Source organism: Microbacterium sp. Clip185, from assembly GCF_028743715.1.
GTDB lineage: Bacteria > Actinomycetota > Actinomycetes > Actinomycetales > Microbacteriaceae > Microbacterium.
In genome coordinates, this window is sequence record NZ_CP117996.1 from 1,055,615 (window position 1) to 1,070,987 (window position 15,373).

Annotated in this window: 12 protein-coding genes; 6 read left to right on the plus strand and 6 right to left on the minus strand. The window is 69.9% G+C overall.

Annotation, left to right across the window (positions count from 1 at the left end):
• Nucleotides 1-220: 220 nt before the first annotated feature.
• Nucleotides 221-1,831, minus strand: a complete 1,611-nt coding sequence (locus PQV94_RS04980; RefSeq protein ID WP_274287685.1) for a Mur ligase family protein — start codon at nt 1,829-1,831, stop codon at nt 221-223.
• A 90-nt stretch (nt 1,832-1,921) separates the two neighbouring features.
• Between PQV94_RS04980 and PQV94_RS04985 the strand changes: the two genes are divergently transcribed.
• Nucleotides 1,922-3,229, plus strand: coding sequence for a M50 family metallopeptidase (locus tag PQV94_RS04985; RefSeq protein WP_274287686.1), 1,308 nt, complete (start codon nt 1,922-1,924; stop codon nt 3,227-3,229).
• 6 nt (nt 3,230-3,235) lie between these two features.
• On the opposite strand, the gene PQV94_RS04990 is transcribed toward PQV94_RS04985, so the two are convergent.
• Complete coding sequence (locus tag PQV94_RS04990) at nt 3,236-5,131, minus strand: chorismate-binding protein (RefSeq protein WP_274287687.1); 1,896 nt, start codon at nt 5,129-5,131, stop codon at nt 3,236-3,238.
• Between the two features lie 242 nt (nt 5,132-5,373).
• Here PQV94_RS04990 and ispG point away from each other — a divergent pair, with 242 nt between their 5' ends.
• Nucleotides 5,374-6,504: a flavodoxin-dependent (E)-4-hydroxy-3-methylbut-2-enyl-diphosphate synthase gene (gene ispG / locus PQV94_RS04995; protein WP_274288225.1), complete on the plus strand. Its 1,131-nt coding sequence runs from the start codon at nt 5,374-5,376 to the stop codon at nt 6,502-6,504.
• A gap of 50 nt (nt 6,505-6,554) precedes the next feature.
• Here the strand turns inward: ispG and PQV94_RS05000 are convergent, their stop codons facing one another.
• Nucleotides 6,555-7,574 (minus strand): 1-aminocyclopropane-1-carboxylate deaminase, encoded by a 1,020-nt coding sequence (locus PQV94_RS05000; RefSeq protein ID WP_274287688.1) that lies wholly within the window; start codon nt 7,572-7,574, stop codon nt 6,555-6,557.
• Nucleotides 7,571-8,257, minus strand: coding sequence for a GntR family transcriptional regulator (locus tag PQV94_RS05005; RefSeq protein ID WP_274287689.1), 687 nt, complete (start codon nt 8,255-8,257; stop codon nt 7,571-7,573). The genes PQV94_RS05000 and PQV94_RS05005 overlap by 4 nt, the downstream gene beginning before the upstream one ends.
• A gap of 264 nt (nt 8,258-8,521) precedes the next feature.
• Here PQV94_RS05005 and PQV94_RS05010 point away from each other — a divergent pair, with 264 nt between their 5' ends.
• The 3 genes from PQV94_RS05010 (at nt 8,522) to PQV94_RS05020 (ending at nt 11,941) form a co-directional block, all read left to right on the plus strand.
• Nucleotides 8,522-8,992 (plus strand): RNA polymerase sigma factor, encoded by a 471-nt coding sequence (locus PQV94_RS05010; RefSeq protein WP_274287690.1) that lies wholly within the window; start codon nt 8,522-8,524, stop codon nt 8,990-8,992.
• A gap of 92 nt (nt 8,993-9,084) precedes the next feature.
• Complete coding sequence (locus tag PQV94_RS05015; RefSeq protein WP_274287691.1) at nt 9,085-10,122, plus strand: hypothetical protein; 1,038 nt, start codon at nt 9,085-9,087, stop codon at nt 10,120-10,122.
• A 61-nt stretch (nt 10,123-10,183) separates the two neighbouring features.
• Nucleotides 10,184-11,941 carry a proline--tRNA ligase gene (locus PQV94_RS05020; protein WP_274287692.1) on the plus strand — a complete coding sequence of 586 codons (1,758 nt, stop codon included), beginning with the start codon at nt 10,184-10,186 and terminating at the stop codon, nt 11,939-11,941.
• 3 nt (nt 11,942-11,944) lie between these two features.
• Here the strand turns inward: PQV94_RS05020 and PQV94_RS05025 are convergent, their stop codons facing one another.
• Both PQV94_RS05025 and PQV94_RS05030 read right to left on the minus strand, forming a co-directional pair.
• A complete protein-coding gene (locus tag PQV94_RS05025; RefSeq protein ID WP_274287693.1) occupies nt 11,945-12,556 on the minus strand; it encodes an acetate uptake transporter family protein in 612 nt (203 codons plus the stop codon).
• Between the two features lie 83 nt (nt 12,557-12,639).
• Nucleotides 12,640-13,434, minus strand: coding sequence for a DUF1206 domain-containing protein (locus PQV94_RS05030; protein ID WP_274287694.1), 795 nt, complete (start codon nt 13,432-13,434; stop codon nt 12,640-12,642).
• A gap of 86 nt (nt 13,435-13,520) precedes the next feature.
• On the opposite strand from PQV94_RS05030, the gene PQV94_RS05035 reads away from it, so the two are divergent.
• Complete coding sequence (locus tag PQV94_RS05035) at nt 13,521-15,356, plus strand: lipase family protein (RefSeq protein WP_274287695.1); 1,836 nt, start codon at nt 13,521-13,523, stop codon at nt 15,354-15,356.
• The last annotated feature ends 17 nt before the right edge of the window (nt 15,357-15,373 follow it).

Consider the following 15,373-nt stretch of genomic DNA (forward strand, 5'->3'; position numbering starts at 1 on the left):
GGCTGGTCGCGTCGGGGTGGTGCTCGTCGTCGGGCGCCCGCCCGGCGGGCCTGCTGTCACGCTAGACCCGCGCTGCGGCGCCGTTCCGAGCGTGCACGCCGTGAATAATCACAGAGGTCAGACCACTGACTTCCTTGTGTGGGAACAACAAGGTTCTCGGCACGCCAGGGGCCAAGGTCCTGCGCGTGACAGGAGTCGCCGCAGAGCGGACGGATGCGGGTCAGTCCTCGTAGGGAACGGGCCAGCGCGGCTCGGGAACGGGCCACCCGGCGTCGCGCAGTGCGCGGCGGGCGAGCTCGCGAGCGGAGTACGGGGTGCGCTGTCCGCGGATGTCGCGGTAGTCCTGGTGGCCGGGGCCGGCCCAGAGGATCGCGTCGCCCTCGCCGACCAGGGCCACGGCCTCGACGATCGCGCGCTCGGGCGGCGAGAACTCGTGGATCTCCGCATCCGGACGGGCGCGCCGCGCTCCCTCGATGAGGGTCGCCCGGATCGAGGTGGGTTCCTCGAAGCGAGGATGGTGGTCCGTGATGACGAGGATGTCGCTGCCCTCGACGCCGGTGCGCCCCATGTCGTGGCGCTTCGTGGTGTCACGGTCGCCATCGGCTCCGAACAGCATGAGCACGCGGCCGGGGGTGACACGGCGGACGGCGGCCAGAGTCTTCTCGAAGGCGTCAGGCGAATGTCCGAAGTCCACGTACACGGCGGGTCCCGCATCGCCCGAAACCCGTTCGGTGCGACCCGGCAGGTAGGCATCGATGCGTGAGCCGTCCAGCGTGTCCACCAGTCGCTGCCACGGATAGCCGCCCTCGTACATCATGACGATCGCGAGGGCCGCGTTGGCGGCCATGTGGCGACCGATCACCGGCACCACCGTCTCGAGGCGTTCACCGTCGGGGCCGTGGAGCGCGAACCGTGTGCCCTCCTGGCGCTCGTCGATGATCTCGACCCGCCACTCGGCGGTGGCGGCGAGCTCGACATCGGCGGCGATGTCGGGGGTCGCGATCGTGGTGAAGGGGATCTCGCACCGCGCCACGACATCGGCCGCTGCCGCGGAATCGAGCGAGATGACGGCCCGGCGGGCGCGGTCGGGGCGGAAGAGGGGGAGCTTGGCCTCGAGGTACTCCTGCATGTCTGCGTAGTCGTCGAGGTGGTCGTGGGTGAGGTTCGTGAAGGCGGCGACGTCGAAGACGATCCCGTCGACGCGGTGGCGGCTCAGCGCCTGCGCGCTCACCTCGACGGCGACCGCTTCGACGCCCCGCTCGCGCATAAGAGCGAGCAGGGCGTGGAACTCGGACGCCTCGGGCGTGGTCAGGCGCGACACGATCACCTGGCCCGCGATGTGGCGTTCCGCGGTCGAGGAGAGCCCTGTCACGACGCCCAGCTGCGAGAGCATGCCCTCGAGGAGGTGGGAGACGCTCGTCTTACCGTTCGTGCCTGTCGTCGCGAACAGCAGCGGGAGCTCGTCGTCGACGCCCGTGCCGTAGACCCACGCGGAGAGCTCGCCCATTAGCGCCCGTGGGTTCTCGAGGATCAGCACCGGCACGGCGGACGCGCCGATGAGGTCGGCACCCGCCGCATCCGTGATGATCGCGACGGCGCCGCGCTCGATCGCCTGGCCTGCGAACTCGGCCCCGTGACGGTTCACGCCCCGGAGCGCCACGAACGCCTCGCCCGGGCGCAGGTCCGCCGTCGCGAGCGTGATGCCGTGCAGCTCGACACCGTGCGCGTCGCCGCGCACCTCGGCCCCGAAGCGATTCGCGAGGTCGCCCAGCGCCCGCGTCGGAGGGTTCTCTGGGCGCAGGACCGGGGGCAGATTCGCGGGGGATGACATGGCCCTCCATTCAATCAGACGCGGTCCGCGCCCGTGGCTCGCTGCAGGTGTGCACGGCTCGCTCAAAGACGTCGCCGCTACGGTGGTGCGGTGACGATCCTCGCCTTCGTGATCGGTGTCGTGGTGCTCATCGTCGGCCTCGCCGTCTCGATCGCCCTCCACGAAATCGGCCATCTCCTGCCCGCCAAGGCGTTCGGTGTGCGCGTCGGCCAGTACATGATCGGCTTCGGCCCGACCCTCTTCTCTCGGCGTCGCGGAGAGACGGAGTACGGCGTCAAGCTGCTGCCGCTGGGCGGTTACATCTCGATGGCGGGCATGTACCCGCCCGCGCCCACGGAGGAAGAGGATGCGGAGGGCGCCGCGCCGACTCGCGGCCGCGCGGCTCGACGGAGGGTGTCATCCCGCTTCTTCCGCACGCTTGTGCAGGATGCGCGGGAGGCGAACGCGGAGACGCTCATCGGTGCCGAGGAGCGCACCTTCTACCGGCTTCCCGTCTACAAACGCGTCATCATCATGCTGGGCGGACCCTTCATGAACCTGCTGCTGGCGATCGTGCTCTTCACGATCCTCTTCAGCGGATTCGGCGTTCAGACCGCGACGACGACCGTGTCATCGCTCAGTGAATGCGTGCCGGTCTCGTCGACGTCTCAGGACTGCGCGTCCGCCTCCGCGCCGGCCGAGCAGGCCGGCCTCGAGCCGGGCGACACCATCGTGTCGATCGACGGTGTGGCGGTCAGCGACTTCACCGAGGCGACCGCGCTCATCCAGGCATCGCCGGGGCGGGCGATGAACTTCGTCATCGACCGGGACGGCACGCAGCGCACCGTGACGATCACCCCGGCGGCCGTGCCCAAGGCGGACGACCCAAGCACGGAGATCGGCTTCATCGGAGTGCGCCCCACCGGCGCGCTCGTCGCTCAGCCCCTGTGGGCCGGTCCGCAGGCGGCGATCGAGAACGTGGGCGCCGTCGCCGGCATCATCGTCAAGCTGCCGGTGATGGTGGCGGAGACCGCCTCGACCCTCGTCACAGGAGCCGAGCGCGACCCGAACGGTCCGCTGAGCGTCGTGGGCGCGGGCGTGATCGCGGGCGAGATGGCGTCCTCGTCCTCGCCGATCGTCAACCGCGTGGCCGGGATCATCGGTCTGCTGGGGTCGCTGAACATCGCCCTGTTCGTCTTCAACCTCGTACCGCTTCTGCCGCTCGACGGCGGTCACGTCATCGTCGCCCTCTGGGACGGCATCAAGAAGTGGTGGGCGCGCATCGCGCACCGCCCCGCGCCCCGTCCCGTGGATGCGACCAAGCTGGTTCCGCTGACGTTCGTCGTCGTGGCGGCGATCGGCGTCATGGGCGTCGTGCTGATCCTCGCCGACCTCATCAACCCGCTGTCGCTGATCTGAGCGGCGTCAGGCGGCCGGCTCTCCCAGCGCGGCGGCGATGAGACGCTCAAGCGTCCGCATCCCGTCGCGGGACAGGATCGATTCCAGGTGCCCCTGCACCGAGGCGAACCCGTCCCCGCGCAGCGCGTAGACGTCGCCGGACCCCGGATCGGCCGATACCTCGGCGCCGTCGATGACCGAGGTTCCCGGTGCGACGCGCGCGGTGAAGGTGTTGTAGAAGCCGATGGATGCGGGCTCGCCGAACACATCGACCTCGAGCTGGAGGCCCTGGTGCGGACGCGCGAGCGGTGCGAGCGCGATGCCGAGCCGGTCCGCAAGGATCTGGTGGCTCAGGCACACGGCCAGCAGCGGGCGGCGGGCGTCCAGGCGGGCGCCGACGATCTCGCGCATCCGACGGATGCGGGCGCTGTCATCATCGCGGGGGTCGCCGGGCCCGGGCCCCGCGATCACGAGGTCGGCCGCGTCGAGCGTGGCCGCATCCGCCACGCTCCAATCGACGATCGTCGTCTCGAGACCGAGGTGTCGCAGCTGGTGCGCGAGCATCGTCGTGAAGCGGTCCTCCGCATCCACGACGACCGCTGTGAGGCCGGCGAACGGGCCGTCGGAGGAGCCGCTCTGCGGGTTCAACCAGAACGCTGCGAGGCGCGAGTTGCGCGAGGCGAGGAGCGCGGCGATGCCGGGGTCCTCCGCCAGCGGGCGGACAGCGGCGGGTGCGTCGGGATCCGCGATGCGCGTGCGCGGGACGGCGCCGATCGCACCCAGCACGCCCGCGGCCTTGCCGTGGGTCTCGCCGACCTCGCCATCCGGGTCGGAGTGGCGCACGAGCGTGGCGCCGACCGGCACCCGCAGGCGGCCGTCGACGAGGTAGGCGGTGCGGATGAGGATGGGCGCGTCGAGGTCGTGGCCGGTGCCGGCCGCATCCGTCGTCGGACTGAACAGCGCAGCGACGCCGGAGTAGTAGCCGCGTGGTTCGGTCTCATGCCGTGCGATCACGGTGCACGCGTTCTGCATGGGTGAGCCGGTCACCGTCGGCGCGAACATCGTCTCGCGCAGGATGGTACGAGGGTCCAGCCGGGACGAGCCGCGCAGCATGTACTCCGTGTGCGTGAGCCGCGACATCTCCTTGAGGTGCGGGCCGGTGATGCGTCCGCCGTCGGAGCAGACGGCGCTCATCATCTTGAGCTCCTCGTCCACGACCATGAAGAGCTCTTCGGTCTCCTTGGTGGACTCCAGGAACTCGGTCAGTGTCTCGACCGTCGCGCCGGTGTCGGGATGGCGGAACGTGCCGGAGATCGGGTTCATCGTGACGATCCCGCCCTGGGCGCTCACGTGAGCCTCGGGGCTCGCGCCGACGGCGACGTGCCCGTCGGTGACCACCGCGAAGGTCCAGTACGCGCCGCGCTCGTGCTCGAGCAGCGCTCGGAACCAGGTGAGCGCGGTGACGCGCGGGTCGGCCGTCACCGTCGCGGTGAAGTCGCGCCGGATGACGAAGTTGGCGCCCTCGCCCCGGCCGATCTCGTCGGCGATCACCGTGCGGACGATGTCGGCGTATGTCTCGTCCGACATGTCGAAGCCTGCATCCTCGAGCGGGATGGGGGTCGTGGGAAGGGCGGCGAGCACCTCCTCGCGTGGGAGCGAGCGATGCTGGGTGACGACGAGGCAGCGCAGCGGTGCGCCGTCGTCGTGGCAGACGAACCCGCGCTCACGCACCTGCCGGTACGGCACCAGTGCCAGCACCTCGCGCGGGGTGCCGTCGGCGTCGTGCAGCGGGATGTCGGCGAGCAGCTCGACGTCCACGACGTCGCCGGTGAGAACCTCGACGGTCTGCGCATCGCGCGCGATGAGCGCGAAGGGCGCGGCGGATGCGGTCAGGTCGCTGAGCAGGGAGGCGGCGTTGTCCATCTTGGTCGTTCCTTCGTCCAGAAAGCGGCCGCCTCATGAAGAAGGACCGCCCGGGGGCGGTCCGTGTCGCACACGCACACCGCCTACGCGGTGTGCCACCAGGTGCGGTTCGTGTGCATGGCGAGAAAGTACCACATCCGCCCATGGCCACTCGCTGACGTGCGGACGACGCAGGCGCAAGCCTCGGTCCTCACACAGGAGCGGGCGCGTAGGCTGATCGCGTGCCAGCCGTGAACCTCGGGATGCCGCGCGTCCCGGAAATCCTCGCCCCGCGTCGCAAGAGCCGTCAGATCCGGGTCGGCAAGGTGCTCGTCGGCGGAGATGCACCCATCAGCGTCCAGTCGATGACGACGACCAAGACGACCGACATCAACGCGACGCTGCAGCAGATCGCGGAGCTGACCGCATCCGGGTGCGAGATCGTGCGCGTCGCCGTTCCCAGCCAGGACGACGCCGATGTGCTGCACATCATCGCGAAGAAGAGTCAGATCCCGGTCATCGCCGACATCCACTTCCAGCCGAAGTACGTCTTTCAGGCGATCGACGCCGGCTGCGCCGCCGTGCGGGTGAACCCCGGAAACATCCGGCAGTTCGACGACAAGGTGGGCGAGATCGCCAAGGCCGCATCAGCGGCGGGCGTCTCCCTTCGCATCGGCGTCAATGCGGGCTCGCTCGACAAGCGTCTGCTGGAGAAGTACGGCAAGGCCACCCCCGAAGCGCTCATGGAGAGCGCCGTCTGGGAGGCATCGCTGTTCGAGGAGCACGACTTCCACGATTTCAAGATCTCGGTCAAGCACAACGACCCGGTCGTGATGGTCAAGGCATATCGGCTGCTCGCGGAGCGGGGGGACTGGCCCCTGCACCTGGGCGTCACCGAGGCGGGCCCCGCGTTCCAGGGCACGATCAAGTCGGCCACGGCCTTCGGCATCCTGCTCTCTGAGGGCATCGGCGACACCATTCGCGTGTCGCTGTCTGCGCCTCCGGCGGAGGAGGTCAAGGTCGGCCACCAGATCCTGCAGTCGCTTAATCTCCGCGAGCGCAAGCTCGAGATCGTGTCGTGCCCCTCGTGCGGCCGCGCGCAGGTCGATGTCTACACGCTCGCCGACGACGTCACCGAGGGACTGAAGGACATGACCGTGCCGCTGCGCGTCGCGGTCATGGGCTGCGTCGTCAATGGACCCGGTGAGGCGCGCGACGCCGACCTCGGCGTCGCCAGCGGCAACGGCAAGGGGCAGATCTTCGTGAAGGGCGAGGTCGTGAAGACCGTGCCCGAGAGTGAGATCGTCGCGACGCTGATCGCTGAAGCCAACCGGATCGCCGACGAGATGGGTCCCGACGCCCCCCTCGGCACCGCCCAGGTCGTCACCGCCTGACCCGCCCGCCCGCATCCGAGCGACGGATGCGGTGCGCCACGCCGTGCGAGTCAGCTCCAGAGGGAGTGGTACGCGTTGATCGCCGGCTGGCCGCCGAGGTGCGCGTACAGCACGGTGGAGTCCTTGGGGATGTCGCCGGAGCCGACGAGGTCGATGAGCCCCGCGAGCGACTTGCCCTCGTAGACGGGGTCGGTGATCATCGCCTCGAGCTGGGCGCCGAGCGCGATGGCCTCCATGGTCGAGTCGACCGGGATGCCGTAGAGCTCGCCCGCCCATCCTTCGAGCACCTGGATCTCGTCGTCGCGCAGATCGCGGCCCAGCTCGATGAGCTCGGCCGTCGCACGCGCGATGCGGCCGACCTGATCACGCGTCTTGGCGAGCGTCGCGGATGCGTCGATGCCGAGCACCCGGCGCTTCACACCGGTGAGGTCCTCGAGCGCGGCGAAGCCCGCGATCATCCCCGCGTGGGTGGAGCCGGTCACCGTGCAGACGACGATCGTGTCGAAGAACACGCCGAGCTGCTTCTCCTGCTCGGCCACCTCGAAGGCCCAGTTTGCGAAGCCGAGGCCGCCCAGCGGGTGCTCCGACGCGCCGGCGGGGATCGGGTACGGCGTGCCGCCGGCATCCTCCACCTCTGCGAGAGCCTGCCGCCACGAGTCGCGGATGCCGATGTCGAAGCCTGCGTCGTCGAGCCGCGAGTCGGCCCCCATCATGCGTGAGAGCAGGATGTTGCCGACCTTGTCGTTGGTGGGGTCGTCCCAGGGCACCCACTTCTCCTGCACAAGGCGCGCCTTCAGGCCCAGGTGGGCAGCGACGGCGGCGACCGCGCGGGTGTGGTTCGACTGGTAGCCGCCGATCGAGACGAGGGTGTCCGCTCCCGAGGCGAGCACGTCGGGGACGATGTACTCGAGCTTGCGGACTTTGTTGCCGCCGAAGGCGAGTCCACTGGAGACGTCTTCGCGCTTCGCCCATACCTGGGCGCCGCCGAGGTGCTGGGTGAGACGCTTCAGGTGCTGCAGTGGGCTGGGTCCGAACGTGAGCGGGTGGCGGGGGAACTGGTCGAGTTTCATGCGGTGGGCTCCTCGGGTGTCGCGGGGTCGGGGGTCTGCGGCTGCTCGACGGTGAGGCTCTGCCAGGTCTGTTCGGCCAGGGCTGCGGCGCCGGCGATGTCGCCGGCCGCGCACAGCTCGATGAGTCGCGCGTGGCGTGCCGCGGAGGCGTGACCTTCCGACGAGCCGAACCGCACCCGCTCGGCGCGCTGGAGGACGGGCTCGTACTGCGCCAGAACCGTCCGCACCGCGGCGTTGCCGGATGCGGCGATCGCGATGTCGTGGAACTCGTGGTCGGCCGCGAGGGCCGCCTCGACGTCGCCGGCGGCGTGCGCGGCGGTGAACGCGGCGTTCGCGTCCCGCATCCGTTCGATGTCGTCCGCGGTCAGTCGCGGGATCGCCGTCTCGATCGCCAGCCGGTGCATCGCTGCGACGACCGCCTGCGCGTCGCGCACGCTCTGCGGGTCGATCGGTGCGACGACGGTCGAGCGGCCGGGGAGGGCGCGGACGAGCCCGGAACGGCCGAGCTCCAGCAGAGCTTCTCGGACGGGTGTGCGGCTCACGCCGAGCCACGCGGCGATCTCCGTATCACGCAGCTGCTCGTCGGGCGCCAGGGTGCCGTCGACGATCGCGTCGCGCAGGCGCACGTAGACCTCGTCGCGCAGCAAGGACCGAGGCGGAAGAGTCTGCGAGGGAATCGGCATGCAATATATTGCGCATGCCGAGGGGATGCAGGTCAAATCGGTGCGCCGTCCCGCGACATCCGCACGACGCGCGGTGCAGAGGTGAACACGAGTGGCCCATGGGGCGCGGAACACGCACCTCACCGTGCATACGCCACCGGCTTCGAATGAATCCGCGCAGTTCGGGAACCGAACCCGCGATGCCGGACACTTCAGAGTGTGAGAGATGCTGAAGCCGCGTTGTGGCCACGGGTGCGTGCCGGCGATGAGTCGGCGTTGGGGGATGTGTTCGACCTGCACCAGGGGCGGGTGTTCCGGCACGCGTTCCGGTTGCTGGGGGACCACGAGGATGCGAAGGATGCGGTGGCGGTGGCGTTCTTCGAGTTGTGGCGCAAGCGGGGCTCGGTGCATGTGGTGGACGGGTCCGTGTTGCCGTGGCTGCTGGTGACGGTGGCGCATGCGTCGCGGAATCTGGAGCGGTCGGCCAGGCGGTATCGGGCGCTGTTGGCGAAGACGCCGGCGGAGCGTCATGTCGATGCGCCGTCGGCATCGGATGAGAGCGGGGTGCTCGCCGCGTTGAAGAAGCTGCCGGAGCGGGAGCGGGCCGTTCTGGTGTTGGCGGTGCTGGAGGGGTTCTCGGAGCGGGAGGTCGCGGAAGCTCTGGGCATCGCGCCCGGGACGGTGAAGTCGAGGTTGGCGCGCGCGAAAGCACGCCTCCGCGACGAGATGGCCGAGGTGGAGGCGTCATGGGTGTGAACGACGACCGGCTCTCCGCCGGTGAACAGAACGAGCTGCGTGCGCTGGTGACGGCGGGCGCGGGCCGGATGCGTGCTGCGAGGCGGCGCCGGATGCAGGCGATCACCGGTGGTGCCGCGGTGATGCTGGTCGCGGCGGTCGTGGGAGCGGTCGCCCTGACCGCGCTCGGCAGCCCGGACCGCGTCGCCACCCCCATCGAAACGACGACCAGTCCATCGCCGACACCGGCCCCGACATCCACGCCCGATGTGCCGGCTGCCGCGGTCGCGGCGTTCGGCGGTTCGTGCGCCAACGTGGTCGATGCCGCGTGGCTCACCCAACAGGTGGGGCTCACCATGACCGAGGTACCGCTCGCATGGCCGTATCCGACGTACGAGCTCAACGGCGCACTCAGCTGCTGGTGGCACGCGCCCGAGTCCTATGCGAGCCCGCGACTTGAGATCGCCGTTCTGCCCGCCACCGCGCGGGACGGTTCACCGCTGGCGACGAGCGAGCTTTCCTGCTCTGATCAGGGGGGATCGTGTATTGCCTCGGTGGCGGCGAACGGCTCGTGGTTGGCGGTTAGCGGCTACGGCGATCAGCCTGCGGAATGGATGCCGGAGTTGCTCGAGGACCTGGTCACACGCGCTGCGCAGTATCCGGCGCCGCAGCGAGCGGACCGCGGTGCCGCTTGGTGGTCCCTGCCGGACTGCGACTGGATTTCGTCCGTCGCAACGCCGCAGGGAGCGGGGGCGCTGCAGCCGGAAGCGAACGATCTGCAATCTGGTGATGTGTTCGCCGAGACGGCCAGGGGTCTGGCCGGCTACGAGACCACCTGCAACTGGTTCGTCCCCCTTCCTCCAGCCGAGGGCGGTGGGAGCGCCCAGGTGGGAGTCACCGTCGTGCCGGGCGGCGCCCAGTTCTTCGATCAGATCGCTGCGAGCGACGGCGCTAAGCTCGTCTCCCTCGCCGGCAGAGACCGTGCGGTCACGGTTCGGGGGCTCGATCGGCTGGAGGCATTCGACCCGCGACTGGTCGTCGCCGACGGTGAGAACCTCCTGATCCTGACCGGCGACAACGGTCTTCCACCCGAATCCCTGGCGTATCTCGTGGAGCCGTACCTCACGGCCCTCAACGCCACACTCGGCTGAGCTCGGGCCGCCGTGGGCCATCGCGCTCACGGCGGCCCGCCGCATCCGTAGACTGGGAATCGTGGTCACACGTCTGTCAACCTTCTTTCTCCGCACGCTCCGCGAGGACCCCTCCGACGCCGAGGTCGCCAGCCACAAGCTGCTGATCCGCGCCGGCTACATCCGACCGCAGGCGGCGGGCATCTTCGCGTGGCTCCCGCTGGGGCTGCGCGTGAAGGCGAAGATCGAGACGGTCGTGCGCGAGGAGATGGCGGCCGCCGGCGCCCAGGAGGTCCATTTCCCGGCGCTCATGCCCCGTGGCGCGTACGAGGCGACCGGTCGTTGGGACGAGTACGGCGACCTGCTCTTCCGCCTCCAGGATCGCAAGGGCGGCGACTACCTGCTCGCTCCGACGCACGAAGAGGCCTTCACGCTGCTCGTGAAGGATCTCTACTCGTCCTACAAAGACCTCCCGCTGACGATCTACCAGATCCAGGACAAGTACCGCGACGAGGCCCGCCCTCGCGCCGGCCTGCTGCGCGGTCGCGAGTTCACGATGAAGGACGCCTACTCCTTCGACGCGACGGACGCGGGACTCGACGCGTCCTACCAGGCGCAGCGCGACGCCTACGAACGGATCTTCCAGAGGCTCGGCCTCGAGTACGTCATCGTGCAAGCGGATGCGGGCGCCATGGGCGGATCGCGTTCCGAGGAGTTCCTGCACCCCACCCCCGTCGGTGAGGACACCTTCGTGCGCTCCGCTGGAGGATACGCGGCCAATGTCGAGGCGTACACGACGGCGGTGCCCGAGGCGCGTCCGATCGAGGGGCTCCCGGAGCCGGTCGTCTTCGACTCGCCGAACACGCCGACGATCGCGACGCTCGTCGACCACATGAACGCTCACCTCGACGGCGAGTACACCGCCGCCGACACGCTCAAGAATGTCGTGCTCGCGCTCACGCACCTCGACGGTTCGCGCGAGCTCGTCGTCATCGGCCTGCCCGGTGACCGCGAGGTCGACGACAAGCGCGTCGAGGTGGCCTTCGCGCCGGCCGAGGTCGCGCCCGCCACCGAGGCGGACTTCGCCGCCCACCCGCTGCTGGTAAAGGGATACATCGGGCCCTGGTCGCCCGAGGGTGCCGTGCTCGGCGAAGAGTCGGCCACCGGCATCCGCTACCTTCTCGACCCCCGTGTGGTCGACGGCACGAGCTGGGTCACGGGCGCCAACATCGACCAGAAGCACGTGCACTCGCTCGTTGCGGGCCGTGACTTCTTCGCCGACGGCACGGTCGATGTCGCGAACGTGCGCGAAGGCGACCCGGCTCCCGACGGCTCGGGTCCGGTCACGCTCGCGCGCGGCATGGAGATCGGGCACGTCTTCCAGCTCGGCCGGAAGTACGCCGAGGCGCTCGGGCTCAAGGTGCTCGACGAGAACGGCAAGCTCGTCACCGTCACCATGGGCTCGTACGGCATCGGCGTGACCCGCATCCTCGCGATCATCGCCGAACTGAACAACGACGAGAAGGGCCTCATCTGGCCCGCGTCCGTCGCGCCGTTCGACGTGCACGTCGTGGCTGCGGGCCGGGATGCCGCGGCGTTCGAGCTCGCGGAGCAGATCAGTGCAGAGCTCGAGTCACGGGGTTTCGATGTGCTGTACGACGACCGACCCAAGGTCTCGCCGGGAGTGAAGTTCGGCGATGCCGAACTGGTCGGCGTCCCGCGCGTCGTCGTCGTCGGCCGCGATGCAGCCGAGGGGCTCGTCGAGGTGTGGGATCGTCGCACGGGCTCGCGCGAGAAGGTCGCGCTGGGCGAGGCCTACCGCCTGCTGCAGGAGAGCTGAGTCTCAGCTCTCCGACTCCGGCTCTCCCCGCAGCCACGGCCGGCCGAGCGGCAGCAGGTGGCGGTGCATCGTGCGCCACAGGAACTTCTCGACGAGCATGTACAGCGCCAGCGCGGATGCGGCCAGCAGCAGCACCGACCCGACGGAGCCCAGGACCGGCGCGCCGGTGAAGGCTCCTGCCGACTGCAGGCCGAGTCCGCCGGCGACGCAGATCAGCGTGACAGGGAGCACCCTGTTGTGCAGCGCTCCGGGCACGGCGAACAGAACCGCCAGGACGGCGAAGATCAGCGAGAAGAGCCCGCGCGCCTGCGCGGTCACCTCGAAGAAGCCGAGCTCCTCGCCGAGCAGGAAGCCGGGGACGACGATCCAGTACCAGCCGAAGGCGTTGTAGACGATGAAGTGGAAATCGTCGCCGATGAAGTACGACAGCATTCCGGCCGTCACCTGCACGACGCCGCCGAAGGCGGCCCCGACCCAGAACACCGGGTTCTCGTCCTGTAGCCCGAGATGCGCGAGCTGCGCGGTCAGTGTGGCGATCACGAAGCCGAGCAACCCGATGAGGCCGGGATCGGCCGGTTGGAACGGGTAGCCGCGGAGGGCGGGGGAGGACGTCATATCGCTCCTTGGTCGACGGGTATCGTGCCAGCTTGCCGTTCCTGCGCGGGCCACGGCAACACGGCGGTCGCCCCCAGAGCGCCTCAGAGGCGGGCGTACCGCGCGCGGAACAGGCAGAACAGGCCGTAGGCGATGAGTCCGCCGCCCACAGCGATCGCGATCAGCGGACCCGCGGGCAGCTCGAGCAGAGCACGGACCGCGCCGTCCAGACCACCCGCCTCCCGCGGATCGACGCGGATGGCGGCGACGCCCAGCAGCACGCCGACCGTCGCGAGCGAGACTCCCTTTGCCACGTAGCCGACGACGCCGAGCGTCACCACCAGTGTCCCCATTCCTCCGCCCGGTACCGAGAGCTTCTTCCGGAAGCTTCGCCTGCCGCCGATCACGCCGAACGCGATGCCCGCAACGAGGACCCCGACCCCCACCGCGCCGAGGATGAACGGCCCGCCCGGGATCGAGAGGAGTCCGCTGCTCGTCTCCTTGACGCTCTCGTCTCCATCGGATCGGCCGCCGACGGCGACCACGATCGCAATGACGCCGAGGACGGCGAATGCGAGGGCCTGCCCTGCCTCCGAGAGTCTTCGGCTCCCCGTGCTCTTCTCGCCTGCACCCGCAAACGCTGCCACCGCGTGCCACAGCGCCAGCGCCAGCAGCGCGAGCGCCACCGCCCAGAGCGTGACGAGCCCCGCCGGCGTGCCCGCGAGGGCTCGGAATGCGCCGGACTGGTCGGCATCGCCGTCGCCGCCGAACGCGACGGCGAGCACGAGAGCACCCAGCATCACGTGAACGAGTCCTGTCGCCGCGTAGCCCGCCTTCGCGAGCGTGCGCAGTCGCGGATCGCTCTCCAGGCGTCGGGCGGCATTCCTCGGGGTGCTCATCGCCGCAGGATACGATCTCGCGCGCCGAGCGCCGAGGGGTTGCGAAGCATGCGGGTCTGGGGGAGGCCCGCGCCTACAATGTCCCGATGCCCGAACACGTTCCGCTGCGCCGCCGACTGCGGGTCAGCGCTCTGCCGGGTCTGCTGGATGCGGCCCCGGCGCGGGTCGTGCTGCTCATCGGCGTCGTCGTGGTGGTGCTGGGCCTGCTCATCGTCATCCGCCCGCTCGCCTCCCTCGTGCTCCTCGGGCTGTACGTCGGGCTGAGCGTCGTCGTCTCCGGCGTGCTCGAACTCGTATCCCGGCGCGCGGGCCCGACCTGGTGGACGCGGTTGATCGCGCTCATGTGGATCGCGGGCGGGCTCGTGATCCTCGTCTGGCTTGGTCGCAGTATCGAACTGCTGCCACCGACCCTCGCCGTCCTTCTCGTCGTCGGCGGCCTAGCGTCCGTCGGCGACGCGCTGGCACGGGGCGTGGTCAGCGTCCGCGTGCTCTCGGCCGTGTGGGGCGGTGCGCAGGTCGCGTTCGGCGTGCTCTCGCTGACGTGGCCGGACGTGACCCTCCTCGTGGTGGCAGTGGTCTTCGGTGTGCGCACCATCGTGTTCGGCATCGGGCTGATCGCCCGGGGCGTCCGTACGAGGAAAGGCCGTGCGCAGGCCGAGGCCCGGGTGCGGGCGGCCCCGTCGCGGAGACGTCGGATCATCCGCGCGACGGGCCGCTATGCCCTGTCGCTCGTGCTCGTGGCCAGCACGGTGGGCGGCTTCGGTCTGAACGACTGGCTCCGCGAGGGTGCCCCCGTCGTCGACGCCTTCTACGATCCCCCCGCGCACGTCCCCGAGGGGCACGGGCAGCTCATCCGCGTTGGCGAGTACGGCGGGCGGGAACCCGATCGGGGCGTGGTGCAGCGCATCCTCTACACGACGCGATCGTCCACCGGGGCGCCGGCGGTCGGAAGCGGGATGGTGATCATTCCCGACGATGCGCCACCCGGCCCTCGGCCGGTGCTGCTGTGGAATCACGGCACGACGGGCGTGGCGCGCGGTTGTGCCCCGAGCCTCGCCGACGGCACGGCGACGAAGTGGGCGATCCCCGCCCTCGAGCGCATGCTGGCCCGCGGGTGGGTCGTGGTTGCGCCCGACTACAGCGGCCAGGGTGCACCCGGCGATTTCCCTTACCTGATCGGCACGGGCGAGGCGCGCTCTGCGCTGGATGCGGTCCTGGCCGCGGGGGAGATCGAGGATCTCGTGCTGTCTCCCGAGACGGTGGTGTGGGGGCACTCGCAGGGCGGCCACGCGGCGCTGTGGACCACCATGCTCGCTCCGGAATACACGCCGGGCATCGACGTGCTCGGAACGGCGGCGTTCGCTCCCGCCGCGGACCCCGCCGCTCTCGCGAGCGAGCTCACGTCGGGCGACGCGGGCGCGATGCTGACGGTGCTCGTCTCCTGGGTCATCGTCCCGTACGCCGACACGTACTCGGATGTGCGGCTCGAGGACTACGTGACGACAGGGGCGCGCTCCTTCATCCGGGAGATGACGCAGCGGTGCCTGAGCGAGCCAGGTGTCATGGTCTCGGCGCTGACGGCGCTGGGACTCAGTGAGGACACTCCGTTCGACACCGCCGAGCTGACCAGCGGCGCGCTCGGGCGCCGTCTGGCGGAGAACGTTCCGACGGGGCCCTGGGGGACTCCTTTGTTCATCGCCTGGGGAACCAACGACGAGGTCCTGCCGACGAAGACGCAGCGCGACCTCGTGGCGAGGCTGTGCGATGCGGGAGAGCGCGTGCGTGCGGTACCCGTGGCAGGTCGTGGGCATCAGGACATCCTGCAGCCCCGTTCGGGAATGCTGACCTCGCTCGTGCGCTGGACCAACTCGCTGCGCGCCGAAGTGGTGCCTGAGAGCGTCTTCGACGACTGCGGCGGATGAGCCCGGATCGGGTAACG